The 12,735-nt window shown below is 71.1% G+C and carries 14 protein-coding genes and 2 tRNA genes; 10 read left to right on the forward strand and 6 right to left on the reverse strand.

Annotated elements, in window-relative coordinates; translation table 11 throughout:
- Positions 1-136: 136 nt before the first annotated feature.
- Positions 137-1,549, forward strand: a complete 1,413-nt coding sequence (locus tag ACMGFG_RS20905; RefSeq protein ID WP_436932240.1) for an outer membrane protein assembly factor BamB family protein — start codon at positions 137-139, stop codon at positions 1,547-1,549.
- Between the two features lie 37 nt (positions 1,550-1,586).
- Here ACMGFG_RS20905 and ACMGFG_RS20910 read toward each other — a convergent pair whose 3' ends face one another.
- Complete coding sequence (locus tag ACMGFG_RS20910) at positions 1,587-2,480, reverse strand: MaoC/PaaZ C-terminal domain-containing protein (protein WP_436932241.1); 894 nt, start codon at positions 2,478-2,480, stop codon at positions 1,587-1,589.
- A gap of 203 nt (positions 2,481-2,683) precedes the next feature.
- On the opposite strand from ACMGFG_RS20910, the gene ACMGFG_RS20915 reads away from it, so the two are divergent.
- Both ACMGFG_RS20915 and ACMGFG_RS20920 read left to right on the forward strand, forming a co-directional pair.
- A complete protein-coding gene (locus ACMGFG_RS20915) occupies positions 2,684-3,133 on the forward strand; it encodes a pyridoxamine 5'-phosphate oxidase family protein (RefSeq protein ID WP_436932242.1) in 450 nt (149 codons plus the stop codon).
- A gap of 139 nt (positions 3,134-3,272) precedes the next feature.
- A complete protein-coding gene (locus ACMGFG_RS20920) occupies positions 3,273-4,394 on the forward strand; it encodes a molybdopterin-dependent oxidoreductase (protein WP_436932243.1) in 1,122 nt (373 codons plus the stop codon).
- Positions 4,395-4,424: 30 nt separating this feature from the next.
- On the opposite strand, the gene ACMGFG_RS20925 is transcribed toward ACMGFG_RS20920, so the two are convergent.
- From ACMGFG_RS20925 to ACMGFG_RS20935, 3 genes are read right to left on the reverse strand one after another with little or no spacing between them, the layout of a single operon-like run.
- Positions 4,425-5,054 carry an HAD family hydrolase gene (locus ACMGFG_RS20925; RefSeq protein ID WP_436932244.1) on the reverse strand — a complete coding sequence of 210 codons (630 nt, stop codon included), beginning with the start codon at positions 5,052-5,054 and terminating at the stop codon, positions 4,425-4,427.
- 6 nt (positions 5,055-5,060) lie between these two features.
- The gene (locus ACMGFG_RS20930; RefSeq protein WP_436932245.1) at positions 5,061-5,480 is read right to left on the reverse strand and encodes an RNA-binding domain-containing protein; all 420 of its coding nucleotides are present in this window, start codon (positions 5,478-5,480) and stop codon (positions 5,061-5,063) included.
- 19 nt (positions 5,481-5,499) lie between these two features.
- Positions 5,500-6,090 carry an AAA family ATPase gene (locus ACMGFG_RS20935; RefSeq protein WP_436932246.1) on the reverse strand — a complete coding sequence of 197 codons (591 nt, stop codon included), beginning with the start codon at positions 6,088-6,090 and terminating at the stop codon, positions 5,500-5,502.
- A 138-nt stretch (positions 6,091-6,228) separates the two neighbouring features.
- On the opposite strand from ACMGFG_RS20935, the gene ACMGFG_RS20940 reads away from it, so the two are divergent.
- The 3 genes from ACMGFG_RS20940 (at position 6,229) to ACMGFG_RS20950 (ending at position 9,001) form a co-directional block, all read left to right on the forward strand.
- Positions 6,229-7,683, forward strand: a complete 1,455-nt coding sequence (locus ACMGFG_RS20940) for a cytochrome P450 (RefSeq protein WP_436932247.1) — start codon at positions 6,229-6,231, stop codon at positions 7,681-7,683.
- A gap of 522 nt (positions 7,684-8,205) precedes the next feature.
- Positions 8,206-8,772, forward strand: a complete 567-nt coding sequence (locus ACMGFG_RS20945; protein ID WP_436932248.1) for an FxsA family protein — start codon at positions 8,206-8,208, stop codon at positions 8,770-8,772.
- A 155-nt stretch (positions 8,773-8,927) separates the two neighbouring features.
- Positions 8,928-9,001, forward strand: a tRNA-Ile gene (locus ACMGFG_RS20950).
- A gap of 134 nt (positions 9,002-9,135) precedes the next feature.
- Here ACMGFG_RS20950 and ACMGFG_RS20955 read toward each other — a convergent pair.
- Positions 9,136-9,681 (reverse strand): type IV pilin domain-containing protein, encoded by a 546-nt coding sequence (locus ACMGFG_RS20955; protein WP_436932249.1) that lies wholly within the window; start codon positions 9,679-9,681, stop codon positions 9,136-9,138.
- Positions 9,682-10,084: 403 nt separating this feature from the next.
- Here ACMGFG_RS20955 and ACMGFG_RS20960 point away from each other — a divergent pair, with 403 nt between their 5' ends.
- From ACMGFG_RS20960 to ACMGFG_RS20970, 3 genes are all read left to right on the forward strand, one after another.
- Entirely contained in the window at positions 10,085-10,777 is a 693-nt protein-coding gene (locus ACMGFG_RS20960; protein WP_436932250.1) for a hypothetical protein, read from the forward strand.
- An 89-nt stretch (positions 10,778-10,866) separates the two neighbouring features.
- A complete protein-coding gene (locus tag ACMGFG_RS20965) occupies positions 10,867-11,112 on the forward strand; it encodes a DUF7120 family protein (RefSeq protein WP_436932251.1) in 246 nt (81 codons plus the stop codon).
- Positions 11,113-11,269: 157 nt separating this feature from the next.
- Positions 11,270-11,344, forward strand: a tRNA-Val gene (locus ACMGFG_RS20970).
- Positions 11,345-11,392: 48 nt separating this feature from the next.
- Here the strand turns inward: ACMGFG_RS20970 and ACMGFG_RS20975 are convergent.
- The gene (locus ACMGFG_RS20975) at positions 11,393-12,340 is read right to left on the reverse strand and encodes a nucleoside hydrolase (protein WP_436932252.1); all 948 of its coding nucleotides are present in this window, start codon (positions 12,338-12,340) and stop codon (positions 11,393-11,395) included.
- 162 nt (positions 12,341-12,502) lie between these two features.
- Here ACMGFG_RS20975 and ACMGFG_RS20980 point away from each other — a divergent pair, with 162 nt between their 5' ends.
- Positions 12,503-12,733 carry a SelT/SelW/SelH family protein gene (locus tag ACMGFG_RS20980; RefSeq protein ID WP_436932253.1) on the forward strand — a complete coding sequence of 77 codons (231 nt, stop codon included), beginning with the start codon at positions 12,503-12,505 and terminating at the stop codon, positions 12,731-12,733.
- The last annotated feature ends 2 nt before the right edge of the window (positions 12,734-12,735 follow it).

Raw genomic sequence — 12,735 nt, forward strand, 5'->3', positions numbered from 1 at the left:
TCGGACCGCGTAGCCGCGGCTCCGGTCGACCGGGTGGCCGCCGCTCCGGTCGAACCTGGTCGATGGCGGCGGTCGCGGTCGGGTGCGCTCGCACGCGCCCCGCGACTTTTTGCCGACGGCCCGCGAGAGGGCTCACATGGTTCGGGGTGCGGACGAGGACGCGGACGACCCGGCGTGGTCGCGACGGCGGTTGCTCCGGCGGGGGCTGGCGCTCGGCGCCGGCGCGCTGAGCGGCTGCTCGCTGTTCGACGCTCCCGACGGGTCGACCGTCACGCCCGCGCCGGTCGAGAGCGCGGCGACCGACGAGGGCGACCCGCGGGCGGACAGCGCTGTACCCGGTAGCGGACAGGCCGGTGGGGAGACGGCGACATCCGGGGAGGGAGGGAGCGACGGGCGGACGGCGACACCCGCGCCGCCGGACGGGTGGCCGGTGGTCCAGGGCGACGACGCCCACACGGGGTGGCGGCCCGGGAGTACGGGACCCGTCGCCGGTTCGGGGTCGGCGGTCGAACCAGCGTGGTCGGCCGATCTCGGCGGGGCGGTCGGCGGGTCGGTCGCGGTGGCCGGCGGGACCGCCTACGTCGGGAGCGGGGCCGGGACGGTCACCGCGCTGGCCGCGTCGGGCACCGGAGCGTCGGGGGCCGGCACTCCCGCGGCGTCCGACGACACGTCCGGAGACGAGCGCTGGACCCGCGAGACGGGCGCGGCGGTGCGCGCGACGCCGACGGTCGCGGGCGGGGTCGTCTACTGCGGCGACGAGGGCGGGACGCTGACGGCGCTGGACGCGGCCGACGGTCGCGAGCGGTGGTCGTTCGCGGTCGCGGGCGACCGCGTCGGGCCGTCGGCGGTGCGGGGCGGGCCGGTCGTCGCGGATGGGACGGTCCGGTTCGGCGCGACGGACGGGCGCGTCTACGCCGTCGACGCCGCCGACGGGTCGGAGCGGTGGCGGTTCGACGCGGGCGGGTTCCTCGGCGTCGCTTCCCCCGTCGCGCTCGCCGACGGGCGGGTGTTCGCCGGGAGCTACGCCGGCCGCGTCTACGCCGTCGACGCCGACACCGGGCGGGAGGAGTGGCGCTACGTCGGCCCGGGCGGGGTCCGGACGTGGTCCGGTCCCACGGTCGCGGACGGCGTCGTCTACGCGGGGGCCAGTCCGGGGGGCGTCGCCGCCGTCGACGCGCTCGACGGCACCGAGTGGTGGCGCCGCGAGACCGACGGCCCGGTCTTCTCCTCGCCCGCGGTCGCCGACGACACCCTCTACGTCGGGACCGACGCGGGCGCCGTGCTGGCGCTCGACACCGCCGACGGGACCGAGCGCTGGCGCCACGAGACCGACGGGGCCGTCAAGTCCTCGCCCGCCGTGGTCGACGGGCGCGTCTACGTCGGCACCGACGGCGGGTCGGTGCTGGCGCTCGACGCCGGCGACGGGAGCGAACGCTGGCGGGCCGCGCTCGGCGGTCGCGTGACGAGTTCCCCGGCGGTCGTCGACGGCCGCGTCTACGTCGGCGACGGGACGGGGACCGTCCACGCGCTCGGCGCCGCGGACCAATGAGTGACCCCGCGGTCGCGCCGCCCCGCCCCTGCCCAGGTCAGGCGGTCTCGGGGATCGGGTCGGCGAGGACGACCGCTTCCCCGTCGACGACCGTCTCGTCGTCGCCGTCGGTGACGGTCGTCGTGAGCCGGTAGCGGTCCTCGCCGACCGCCTCGACCACCTCGCAGGCGGCGGTGACCCGGTCGCCGATGTCGACCGGGCCGAGGTAGCTGACCTCCTGGGAGAGGTAGACGACCAGGCCCGGGAGCCGGGCGAGCGCGGCGCTGACGACCCCGGCGACGAGCGTCCCGTGGACGATGCGCCGGCCGAAGCGGGTGCCGCGGGCGTACTCGTCGTCGAGGTGCAGGCGGTTCGTGTCGCCGCTGGCGTCGGCGAACGCCTCGACCTCCGCCTCGTCGAGGGGTTTCGAGAACCGGACCACGTCGCCCACCTCGATGCTGTCGGGGTGGCCGACGTACTCGAACGACCAGTCGGCCCTCTCGTAGGCGGTGTCGGCGCGCTCGGTCTCGCGGACGCGGTCGCCGTCGTCCCCGGCTTCCGGCGCGGCCCGGCGAACGTGCGGGAGGTACTGCGAACAGCGCGTCGTCGTGACAACGCCGCGGAGTTCGCCGCCGTCGACGACCGGCAGCGCCTCGATCCCGTGGGTCCGGAGGCGCTCGGCGGCGTCGACGACCGACTCGTCGGGCGCGGCGGTGTGGACCGGGCTCGACAGCACGTCCGCGGCCGTCAGCTCCCCGGGGTTCCGGTCCTCGACGACCAGCGCGACCACGTCCGCCTCGGTGACGATGCCGACGACCTCGCCGGCGTCGACGACCACGACCGCCTCGACGCCGGGTTCGTCGAGCCGCCGCGCGACCGCCAGCGCGGACTCGTCGGGCGGCGCCGTCTCCGCGTCCTCCATCAGTTCCGTGACTGCGGGCGGGCGAAGCATCGCGTCGGCCGTTCGACCGGCCTACCCTTGAGAATGGGGGTACTACGAGACGCTAGCGCGGCACATCCGAGACGGCGACCGCGGTCGGGTACGTCCCACTTCCAACCCGTCTACGAAGGGTCTCGCACCGCGTGGTACCCAGTCCACGACAGACACTTATCAACCACGCAACTTCTTTTGCGGCTGGACGCCAACGAGTCCGTATGCAAGGCCTTCGATGGATTCAGATGAGCGAGGCCGAACGCGACGAGTTCCTCGGGCAGGGTGGCACGGGTGTCATTTCGTTCTCCACGGGAGTCGAGGAACCGCCGTTCCTGCTACCGGTTTCGTACGGGTACGACGGGGAACTGGAACAGTTCTATTTCAAGCTCGCCTTCCCACCCGACAGTGGGAAAGAGACGGCCATCGACAGTCCGGTCTCGTTCGCGTCGTATGCCCGGACCGGCGACGGGTGGCGAAGCGTCGTCGCGGCGGGGACGCTCGAAGAGGTGACGGACCTACCGAACGAAACGCTCGCCGTACAGGGGATGTGGGCGGTAGATATCCCGCGAGTCGACATCTTCGACCGCCCGCGGGAGGACGTCACGTTCAGAGACTTCCGCCTGGACCCGACGCGGATGACCGGGCGGAAAGAGGTGCAAACCGAACCGTGACGGGCGCGCTTTCCGGGACCCGTTCGGGCCGCCCGCTGTCACGGTGACACGAGATGCGCCCGCCGAGTACGGACACACTGACCGGCGACCGGGCGGGCCGACCCCGCCAGTCAAGCCGGTCGAGTCCTAACGGCGACCGATGGGACGGTTGCCGCGGATCGAACCGCCGCCGCGCGTCGTCGACGCCTCCCTGCTCGCGGCGGTGGTCCTGTTGCTCGCGACCGGCGCGGTGAGTCTCGTCTCCGGCCGGCCGGCGGGCGCCTGGGTGTTCGACGCCCACGCGGTGGCGGGGCTCGCGACGGTGGTCCTGCTGGCCTGGAAACTCCGGCGGGTGCGCCACCGGCTCCGGCCGGGCGCCCTCGACGCGACGCGGCTGCTGTCGGCGCTGCTGGGCGTTGTCGCGGCGGCGGCGCTGGCGACCGGTATCTGGTGGGTGTTCGGCGGGCGACTGGACCTGGGTCCGTGGGGGCTGCTGAACCTCCACATCGGACTGGGACTGCTCGTCCCGCTGCTGTTGCTCGTCCACCTGCGCCAGCGGCTCGCGCTGCCGACGCGCGAGTCCGTCGCCGACCGGCGCAACGCGCTGCGGTACGCCGCGCTGGTCGGGTCGGGCGCCGTCGCGTGGCAGGCGCAGGAGGTGGCCAATCGGGTCTTCGACACCGCGGGGGCCGAGCGGCGGTTCACCGGCTCGCGCGAGCGGGGCAGCGACGCCGGCAACGGCTTCCCCGTCACCTCGTGGGTCGCCGACGACCCCGACCCCGTCGACCGCGAGGCGTGGTCGCTGACCGTCGACGGGCGGGTGCGCGAGTCGCTGGAACTGTCCTACCGGGACGTGACCGGGGGTGGGGACGAGGCGCCCGAAGACGGCGCGGCCGGAGTCGACGCAGCCGGAGTCGACCCCGCGGAGCGGCGCGCCCTCCTCGACTGCACGAGCGGCTGGTACTCCGAACACGACTGGCGAGGCGTCCGCGTCGGCGACCTTCTCGACGCCGCCGACCCCGGGGATGGGGCGGCCTGGGTGCAGTTCCGGTCGGTGACCGGCTACCGCTGGAGCCTGCCGCTCTCGGAGGCCGGCGACGCCTTGCTGGCGACCCACGTCGACGGCGAGCGACTCAGCCACGGCCACGGCGCGCCGCTGCGGCTGGTCGCGCCCGGGCGCCGCGGCTTCCAGTGGGTCAAGTGGGTCGAGTCGGTCCGCGTGACCCGCCGGCGCGAGCTCGGCGAGTGGATCGCCGTCTTCGTCAGCTGGTACGACGACTGACTGCGACGGCGGGGGGAGAGAACGGACGAGTCAGAGCAGCGTGGCCAGCGTCCGGAAATCGGGCGCCGACAGGTCGGCGGCGGTCGCGTCGACGTGGACGGTCTCGAAGCCGTGTTCGCGCGCGCCGTCGATATCCGGTTCGCGGTCGTCGCCGACCATCACGTACCGCTCGGCGTCGACCCGGGCCTTCGCCGCCTCGTAGATGTCCCGGTCGGGCTTGGTCGCCTCGACTTCGGGGTCGTGGGAGGCGACGCGAACGTCGAAGTGCTCCAGCAGGCCGATCTCCGCGACCTTGCCGAACTGCACGTCCGGGAGGCCGTTGGTCAGGAGTCCGAGCGTGTGCCGGTCGGCGAGCGCCGCGACCGCCGACTCGACGCCCGGGGCGGGTTCGACCGCGTCGAACTCCGCGGCGACGAGCGCCTCGGCGAGGGCTTCGGGGTCGGCGTCGACCTCGTGGTCGTCGCACACGTCCGCGAACGCGCGGCGGTAGGGGTCGTCGGCGAACGCGCCGAAGTGGTGGAAGAACCGCTCGTCGTAGCCGTCGAGCCACGCGTCGCGGGAGTCGCCCGCGGCCCGCTCGAAGGCGTCGGCGAGCACGTCCGCGTAGTCGCCGCGCCAGCGGACGAGCGTCCCGTCGACGTCGAAGAAGACTGCCGCCATCGGGCGCTACCCGTCGGGGTCGACCGGTTTGCCCTCTTTCGTCGGCGGGGCGATGTGGTCGATGTACGACTCGGCGTCGGGCTCGTCGACGCGCACCCGGACGTGGATGTCGCCGAGTTCGCTCGGGTCGCCGACGGCGAAGTTGACGACGCCCTGGAAGGCGGCCTGTTTCTTCAGGTCGAACGAGAATGTGTCGCCGCGCAGGTCCTCGAAGAAGGCGCCGCGGGCGGTGTCGAGGATCTCCTGGCGGTGTAGCGACTCCGAGAGCGTCTCCATCTCGTGGGCGGTGGCGACGATCTCCCCGTGGCTGTGCTCGACCTCGGCGCCGGGGAAGAGGTTCGTGACCGCGTCGGCGACCCTGTCGGTCACCTCGGTGTCGTTGACCGGCGCGGTGATCTGTACGTCGACGGAGTAGACGGTGCTCATGGCTGTGTCTCCCGTGTGGTCATTCGTCGGTGTCGTCCTCGTTCGCGTCGTCCGCGACCGCCCCGGGACCGTCGGCGAGCAGGCGCTCGACGGCCGCCTGGAACTCCGCGAGACTCCCGTCGTTCTCGACGGTCACGTCGGCCATCGCCATGGCCTCGCCCATGCCGAAGCCGAGCTCGCGCTCGTCGCGCTCTTCGAGGGACTCGCCGCCCTCTTCGGCGGAGGCGTCGCGGCCGCGCAGGTCGAGGCGCTCGGCGCGCAGCTCGGCGGGCGCGTGGACCTCCACGAGGGTGAACTCGTCGCCGAACGCCTCGACGAACCGCTCGACCTCCACGTCCGAGCGGATGCCGTCGACGACGACGGTGTCCGCGTCTTCGAGGTGGTCCTCGATGAGCGGGAGCGACTCCCGGGCGATGGCGTCGGGGCCGTTCTCCTCCCGGAGGGTCTTGGCCATCTCGCCGTGGTGGGTCGCGGGGTCGAACCCGCGGTCGCGGCAGGCCTGGCGGATCACGTCGCCCATCGTGACGACGGGGACGCCCGCCTCGCGCGCGACCGCGGCGGCCTCGCTCTTCCCGCTGCCGGGCAGCCCGACGATCCCGATGACTGTCATCGCCGGATGTACTGGAACGGCCCGCATAAGGACTGCGTTGTCCGTCCCGTGAGCGCCCCCGCCCGGCGTCGCCGCCATATAAACAGTCGAGCGTACCCGGCCGAAGGACGATACCGCTGGAGCGCCTACCGTCACTCGATGGCAACCCACGACGCGGCCGACGGGACCGGAGGGACGGACGCAGAAGCGCTCCGGGAGTCCACGGTCGGCGACCGGCCGCCCGGCCCCGACGGGGTCCCCGTGGTCGGGAACACCCTCCAGTTCCTCCGGGACCCGCTGGCGTTCTACGCCCGCTGCGCCGCCTACGAGGACGACGTGGTCGCCTACCGCGTCGCCACGAGCGACGGCTACATGCTCAAACACCCCGCCGACATCGAGCGGGTGCTCGTCACCGACGACGCCGACTACCGCCGCGCGTCGATCATCCGCGACTCGCTCGGCCAGATCGCCGACGGCGGCCTCTTTCTCATGGAGGGCGAGGCCTGGCAGGCCCACCGCAGTGCCCTCCAGCCCTCCTTCTACCGCGACCGCGTCGAGTCCTACGCCGACATGATGGCCCGCTTCGCCGACGAGCGCGCCGACGCGTGGGCCGACCGCGACGCCGACGCGGGCCCGCTGGCCGTCAGCGAGGAGATGCGGACGCTCACCCTCGAAATCCTCGCGAAGACGCTGCTCGACGTGGACATCCGCGGCCGGGAGTCGGCCATCCGCGACGCCGCCGCGGCCATCTCCGACCGGTTCGACGCCGGCTCGCTCTCCGCGCTGCTCCCGCTGTGGGTCCCCACGCCCGCTAACCGTCGGTGTCGCCGCGCCGTCTCCGAGTTCGACGACGCCATCGCCGACATCGTCGCCGAGCGCCGCGCCAGCGACGACGAGTTCGACGACCTCCTCTCCATCCTGCTGTCCATCGACCCCGACGACGGGACCGGCGAGCCCGCCGACGGGAGCGGACTCTCCGAGCAGCAGATCCGCGACCACCTCTTTACCTTCCTGTTCGCCGGCCACGAGACCACCGCGCTCACGCTCTCGTACGCCATTACGCTGCTCGCGAACGACCCCGAGCGGCAGGCCCGCCTCCACGGGGAACTCGATTCGGCCCTGGGCGACGGGAGCGAGGGCAGCGCCGCCGACGCCGAGCGGCCGGGTGCGGCCGACCTGTTCGAGCTGGACTACCTCGACCGGGTCGTCGACGAGGCGCTGCGGCTCTACCCGCCGGCCTACACCGTCTTCCGCGAGCCCACGCGGGACGTGGAACTCGGCGGCTACCGGATCCCCGAGGGGTCGACCATCTCGATGCCCCAGTGGGTCGTCCACCGCGACGAGCGGTGGTACGACGACCCCGACGCCTTCCGGCCGGAGCGGTGGACCGACGCGTTCCGCGAGTCCCTGCCGGAGTACGCCTACTACCCCTTCGGCGGCGGCCCGCGCCACTGCATCGGGATGCGCTTCGCCCTCATGGAGGCCAAGCTCGTGCTCGCGACGCTCACTGCCCGGTTTGCGTTCGACGCGGTCACCGAACCGCCGCTGGACCTCTCGATGCAGATCACCCTCCAGCCACAGGAACCGCTCGAAGTGACTCTCCGCGAGCGGTAGCCCGGGACCGAGTGTCCCGTCGAAACGGGATGGGACACCCCCGCGGGGAACACGCCGGGGTCCATCCCTCTGCCGTGGCGCGCGCTGTCGCGGCCTCCGTGCCGCGACGGAATCGCGCGAGGGATGAGCACCGCACGCCGCAGGCGCGCGGAGCGCAATCGGCTGGGGAGGCTCGTGGCTGTCTGCGGTGCTGTGCGGAGCGGTCACGGCGTCGTGCGGTCGCGGTCCCTGGCGTCCGCGCGAACGTGTGAGCGCGGGCTCGGGAGAGCTTGCTCTCCCGGCGGACTGAACGGGCGAGGCGCGCTCGCGCTCGTGTAGTCGCCTGAGCGGGCACTACCCGCGCGGGCGGTGCCGAGAGCGCGGATATCCCGCCTCAGCGACCGCGAGCGCGCCGAGGGCTTTCAGCGCTCACCGGCGAGTGCGGTAACCACCACTGAGACAGGAGAACACGGCGAGACCGGACCTCGAAGGCCGGATCGAGCGCCTCGAAAAGTGTTTGGGGCGTCGGTGACAAGTCGGGGTATGCTCCGGTATCTGGGGTTGCTGTTGCTGGTGCCGCTTTTGGACTCGCTGCTCCTGCTCTTTCTGGTGACTCAGACCCAGATCAGCGCCCCGCTGATGGTGCTCGTCGTCGTGTTGACCGGTCTCCTCGGGATGTTGCTCGTCCGCGCGGAGGGGCGCCACACCGTCAGGAAGATACAGCAGAAACTCGCCGCCGGCGAGCTCCCGACCGACGAGCTGATCGACGGAGCCTTCCTGCTCGTGGCCGGTGCGCTGACGCTCACGCCCGGCCTCGTGACCGACGCCATCGGCATCCTGCTGGTCGTTCCGGTGACCCGCGCACCCATCCGCTGGGTGGTCAGGGAGAAGATACTCGTCCCCTACATGGACAAGAAGAGCGGCGGGTTCGCCACCGGCAACGTCTACATCGGCGGCTTCCCCTTCGGCGGGGACGGTGGCCCCAACGTCGGCGGTCAGGGCCCCGGCCCCGCCGGGCCCTCCGACGGCGACGCCTACGACCTCGACGAGGAGGCCTACGACATCGACTTCGAGGACGACGACTCCGACGACCGCCGCGGCTTCGACTGAACAGCCGCCGCGGCTTCGACGAAGCGACCGACACCGCCACGGCGCGACGGCGACCCTGTGGGACGGTACCACAGAACCGCCACACGGCGCGGCTATCGAGGCCGAAGGGTAACTGTTAAAGTCCCCCATCGGGAAGGTATGGATGCGCCGAGCACGGGCCAATAGCTCAGTTAGGTTGAGCGCTCGGCTGATAACCGGGAGGTCCGCGGTTCAAATCCGCGTTGGCCCACTCAGTTTCTGCACGGTCGTTAGCCGAGGAGCGTAACGGCTTCGAGCTTTCTGCACGCTCGTCAGCCGACGAGCGTCACGGCTGCGGGCGGAGCATTCGACGGACGACCCGTCCACGGGAGAGAACGGTCCCGGTCAGGCGCCGGGGCCTTCGGCGGTGTAGACGATAGACGAGGTCTCGTCCTGGGGCGAGCGGTACACCAGTGTCAGTTCGTAGTCGCGGTCGACGGGGACGTTGATCGAGTCCTCGACGACGATCCGGCTGTCCTCGTCGGAGGTGCGGTCGGCGGGCCAGAACCCGGTCTCGTTGACGTGGAGCCGGACCTCCGTCCCGTCCTCGTAGAACTCGTCCTGCACGTCCAGCGAGTCCGACGACTGCACGTTCCCGTGGGCGGTGTCCGAGGTGTTGAACCCCGACCCGCGGACGTACAGCGTGTCGAACGCGACCGAGTCGCCGCCGCCGTGTGCGATCGTCGCGTAGCCCGACCCCGCGTGGCCGGGGACCGGGGTGTACTCGTCCTCGAAAGTCGTGGTCGGCGTCTGCGGTCCCGTCTGGTTCCCGTACCCGAGGACGAGCGACGCGATGACGGCCGCGAGGATGACCGTGATCGCGACCATCAGCACGACGCCGATGACCGGCGACACCGCGTCGTCGTCCGAACGTAGCCCGTTGATGTGCATGGATAGCCCCGCGCGGTTGCGCGGTGGTACCCACACGCTTCTCGGTTACCTACATAAACCCGGGGTTGCGTTTCCCCCGGATCCCCGGTTCAACCGGTGGTTTCGCGGTTCAAGCCGGCGCTGAAGGGTAGTTACTGATCCCGAGAACGCCGCGGAAACCCACCGACACGACCGACCCGGCGGTTTACGCCCCGTTCTGCCGGGCGACACCGATCATGGGCGACAGGCAGTCGTCCGGCTCGAATGTAACGGGACTGTCCGACGGCCGGTCGCGAACGGGCGGGAGGGGGGTCCGGTCGTCGGTAGCGTGACCCTACCCCGGCGGAAGACACACCGTTCGTCCCCGCTAACGCGTGTGTTAGTGGTCGACACATATTTGTAATGGAAGACGGTATCTGGCCCCATGGCTCGAACACGTCGTGCAGTCCTGGCGATGGGTGCAGCAAGTCTCTCGGCGCTTGCGGGGTGTGGAAACGGTGGCTCCGCAGGCGGCGGTGGCGGTGGTGGCGGCGGTGGCGGTGGTGGCGGTGGCGGCGGTGGCGGCGGCGGTGGCGGGGGCGGCGGCAACTCGGGACCGTTCCCCGAACACACCGACGTGACCGATATCTTCGAGGAGATCGACGAGACGATCGAGATCCCCGCCGGGGAGCACAAGGCGTACCAGTTCTCCTTCCCGGACGGCGGCGCGCTCAAATACGAGTTCACCGTCACGAGCGGGCCGGCCATCGACGTGCTGATGATCCGCGAGGGCGAGTTCAACTACTTCGAGCAGGGGTACCAGGTCAACTACAACTCCGCGCACACCGTCCAGGACAACATGGAGGGGTCCTCGTCGGCGGACATCAGCGAGGGGTCGTACTACCTGACCTTCGACAACTCCGAGATGGGGCGTGCACAGCCGCCGACGCCGGAACCGACGCCGACCGCGACGCCGGAGCCGACCGATTCGGCGGACGAGACCGCGACCGTGGAGTCGACTGCGACGGACGCGGAGGGAACCGAGTCGATGGACGGGGGGTCGGAGTCGACCGACTCCTCGGGCGGGTCGAGCGGCGCGACGGCGACCGTCGAGCTGTCGATCACCGCCGCCCAGTAACCGGTCACATCGGCCGCCCGGGTGGACGGGGGAACGCTCACAGCCCAAATACTCAAAACACTTGACTCCCGAGTGTAAACCGACAACCCATGCCCACAGTCGAAGTATCACTTCCGGAGGACGTGTTCACGAAGCTCGAACGCATGACCGAGGAGGAGTTCGTCAGCCGCGAGGCCGCGGTCGAGGAACTGCTCTCGATGGGACTGGACGCCTACACCCGCGACACCGGCGAGGAGGTCACCGAGACCGACATGGCCGACGAGTTCGCCGACGACATGTGGGACACCGCCGAGGACCCCGGAATGCGCGAGGAGGACGACGACTTCTCGTTCTGAGCGGTGTCCCCCGCCGGGGCCCCACCCGGCCGCGTCCCGACAGCGGTCGAACTGAATAGGGCGCTGTCCCGCGGATCGACCCCCGACCGGCGGGCCGTCTTCGAAACCTTCAATTATCCCTGCCGTCAACGCGTAGATGCAGCAGGCAAGCACGCGAGGGTTGGTGGTCTAGGTTGGTTATGACACCTCCTTGACATGGAGGAGGCCGGCGGTTCAAATCCGCCCCAACCCACTTCTACCGGAGCAAATTCGCGAGCGACGCGGTCGTCGGACGGAGCGGTTACTCGAAGACGGCGTCGGGGTCCCGTTCCCGCAACATCGCCAGGATCACGTCGGCGAACCCTTCCGAGTCGGCGGCTTCGACGACGCGGGTGTCCGCAGGCTCGTCGGTTACGCCCTCGAAATCGACGCTCGTGTACCCCCGGGTCAGGCCCTCGCGGTCGTCCACCGTCACGGGGTACGACTCGACGCGCTCGCGGAGCTCGGGGTAGGCCAGCAGCGCCGCGGCGAGGCCGTCCGGCTGGGTGATACCGTCGAGTCCGGCGGCTTCCCCCCGGTCGCGGACGACCCTGGTGACTTCGCGGAAGAAGTCCGCCAGGTCGGTGTCGATCGCGTCGATCTCCTCGAGGGTGTCGGGGCCGAGCGCGGTCCGCAGGCAGAGCCCCCAGTCGACGAGCGTCACGTCGAAGGCGTCGACGACCCGCCTCGCGGCGTCGGGGTCGGCCCAGACGTTGAACTCGGCGGCGGGGGTGACGTTGCCCCGGCACTCGACGGCGCCGCCCATGACCCACACCTCGTCGACGAGTTCCGGGAGTGATTCCTCGCGGGCGTGCGCGAGCGCGATGTTGGTCAGCGGCCCGATACAGAGCAGGGTGACCTCGCCCGGCGACTCGCGACAGCGGGCGACGATCTCGTCGGGCGCGAACCCCTCCGCGGAGTCGATGTCGGTGTCGGGAAAGAGGTCGCCGCCGAGCCCGCCCTCGCCGTGGATCTCGGTGGCGTGTTCGTGGGACTTGACCAGCGGCGAGCGGGCGCCTTCGTAGACGGGGATATCGGTCGCATCGACCAGCGAGAGGGTGTACTTCGCGTTCTCGACCTGGCGGTCGAAGTCGACGTTGCCAGCGACGACGGTGACGGCCTCGACGGACAGCCGGTCGGTCAGGACCGACAGCGCCAGCGCCTGGGTGTCGTCGCCGGCCGTGTCCGTGTCGACGATGACGCGTCGCATACCCCGACATTGTACCCCGGACGTAAGCCCCTGGGGGTCGGTGTGGAAGGGGGTCGGTACTGGCCCCCAGGAGCGATGTGAGCGGCAAAGGATCCTGTCGTACTCGACTCTCCCGAACGAGGGGCGTACACCTTTATCGCCGGGCGGGACGTACGGACGGGCATGACGACAGTCACGCTGGAGTACTGCGTCCCCTGCGGGTTCCGCGAGCGGGCGCTCGACACCCAGGAGGCGATCCTCACGAGCCTCGAGGGGGAGATCGACCGCTTCGAACTGGTGATGGGCGACCACGGCGTCTTCCGCGTCGAGGTCGGCGACGAGATCGTCTACGACAAGGAGCGGGATACCTTCGACATCGACGCCATCGTCCGCGACGTGCGCGCCGCGCTCTGAAC

The organism is Halosimplex halobium (assembly GCF_051414055.1).
In the GTDB taxonomy this organism is placed as follows: domain Archaea; phylum Halobacteriota; class Halobacteria; order Halobacteriales; family Haloarculaceae; genus Halosimplex; species Halosimplex halobium.

Excerpts from the sequence above, each read along its gene's own strand:
- ACMGFG_RS20905 (WP_436932240.1), top strand. The coding sequence starts at position 137 with ATGGTTCGGGGTGCGGACGAGGACGCGGACGACCCGGCGTGGTCGCGA.
- ACMGFG_RS20910 (WP_436932241.1), bottom strand. The coding sequence starts at position 2,480 with ATGCTTCGCCCGCCCGCAGTCACGGAACTGATGGAGGACGCGGAGACG.
- ACMGFG_RS20915 (WP_436932242.1), top strand. The coding sequence starts at position 2,684 with ATGCAAGGCCTTCGATGGATTCAGATGAGCGAGGCCGAACGCGACGAG.
- ACMGFG_RS20920 (WP_436932243.1), top strand. The coding sequence starts at position 3,273 with ATGGGACGGTTGCCGCGGATCGAACCGCCGCCGCGCGTCGTCGACGCC.
- ACMGFG_RS20925 (WP_436932244.1), bottom strand. The coding sequence starts at position 5,054 with ATGGCGGCAGTCTTCTTCGACGTCGACGGGACGCTCGTCCGCTGGCGC.
- ACMGFG_RS20930 (WP_436932245.1), bottom strand. The coding sequence starts at position 5,480 with ATGAGCACCGTCTACTCCGTCGACGTACAGATCACCGCGCCGGTCAAC.
- ACMGFG_RS20935 (WP_436932246.1), bottom strand. The coding sequence starts at position 6,090 with ATGACAGTCATCGGGATCGTCGGGCTGCCCGGCAGCGGGAAGAGCGAG.
- ACMGFG_RS20940 (WP_436932247.1), top strand. The coding sequence starts at position 6,229 with ATGGCAACCCACGACGCGGCCGACGGGACCGGAGGGACGGACGCAGAA.
- ACMGFG_RS20945 (WP_436932248.1), top strand. The coding sequence starts at position 8,206 with ATGCTCCGGTATCTGGGGTTGCTGTTGCTGGTGCCGCTTTTGGACTCG.
- ACMGFG_RS20955 (WP_436932249.1), bottom strand. The coding sequence starts at position 9,681 with ATGCACATCAACGGGCTACGTTCGGACGACGACGCGGTGTCGCCGGTC.
- ACMGFG_RS20960 (WP_436932250.1), top strand. The coding sequence starts at position 10,085 with ATGGCTCGAACACGTCGTGCAGTCCTGGCGATGGGTGCAGCAAGTCTC.
- ACMGFG_RS20965 (WP_436932251.1), top strand. The coding sequence starts at position 10,867 with ATGCCCACAGTCGAAGTATCACTTCCGGAGGACGTGTTCACGAAGCTC.
- ACMGFG_RS20975 (WP_436932252.1), bottom strand. The coding sequence starts at position 12,340 with ATGCGACGCGTCATCGTCGACACGGACACGGCCGGCGACGACACCCAG.
- ACMGFG_RS20980 (WP_436932253.1), top strand. The coding sequence starts at position 12,503 with ATGACGACAGTCACGCTGGAGTACTGCGTCCCCTGCGGGTTCCGCGAG.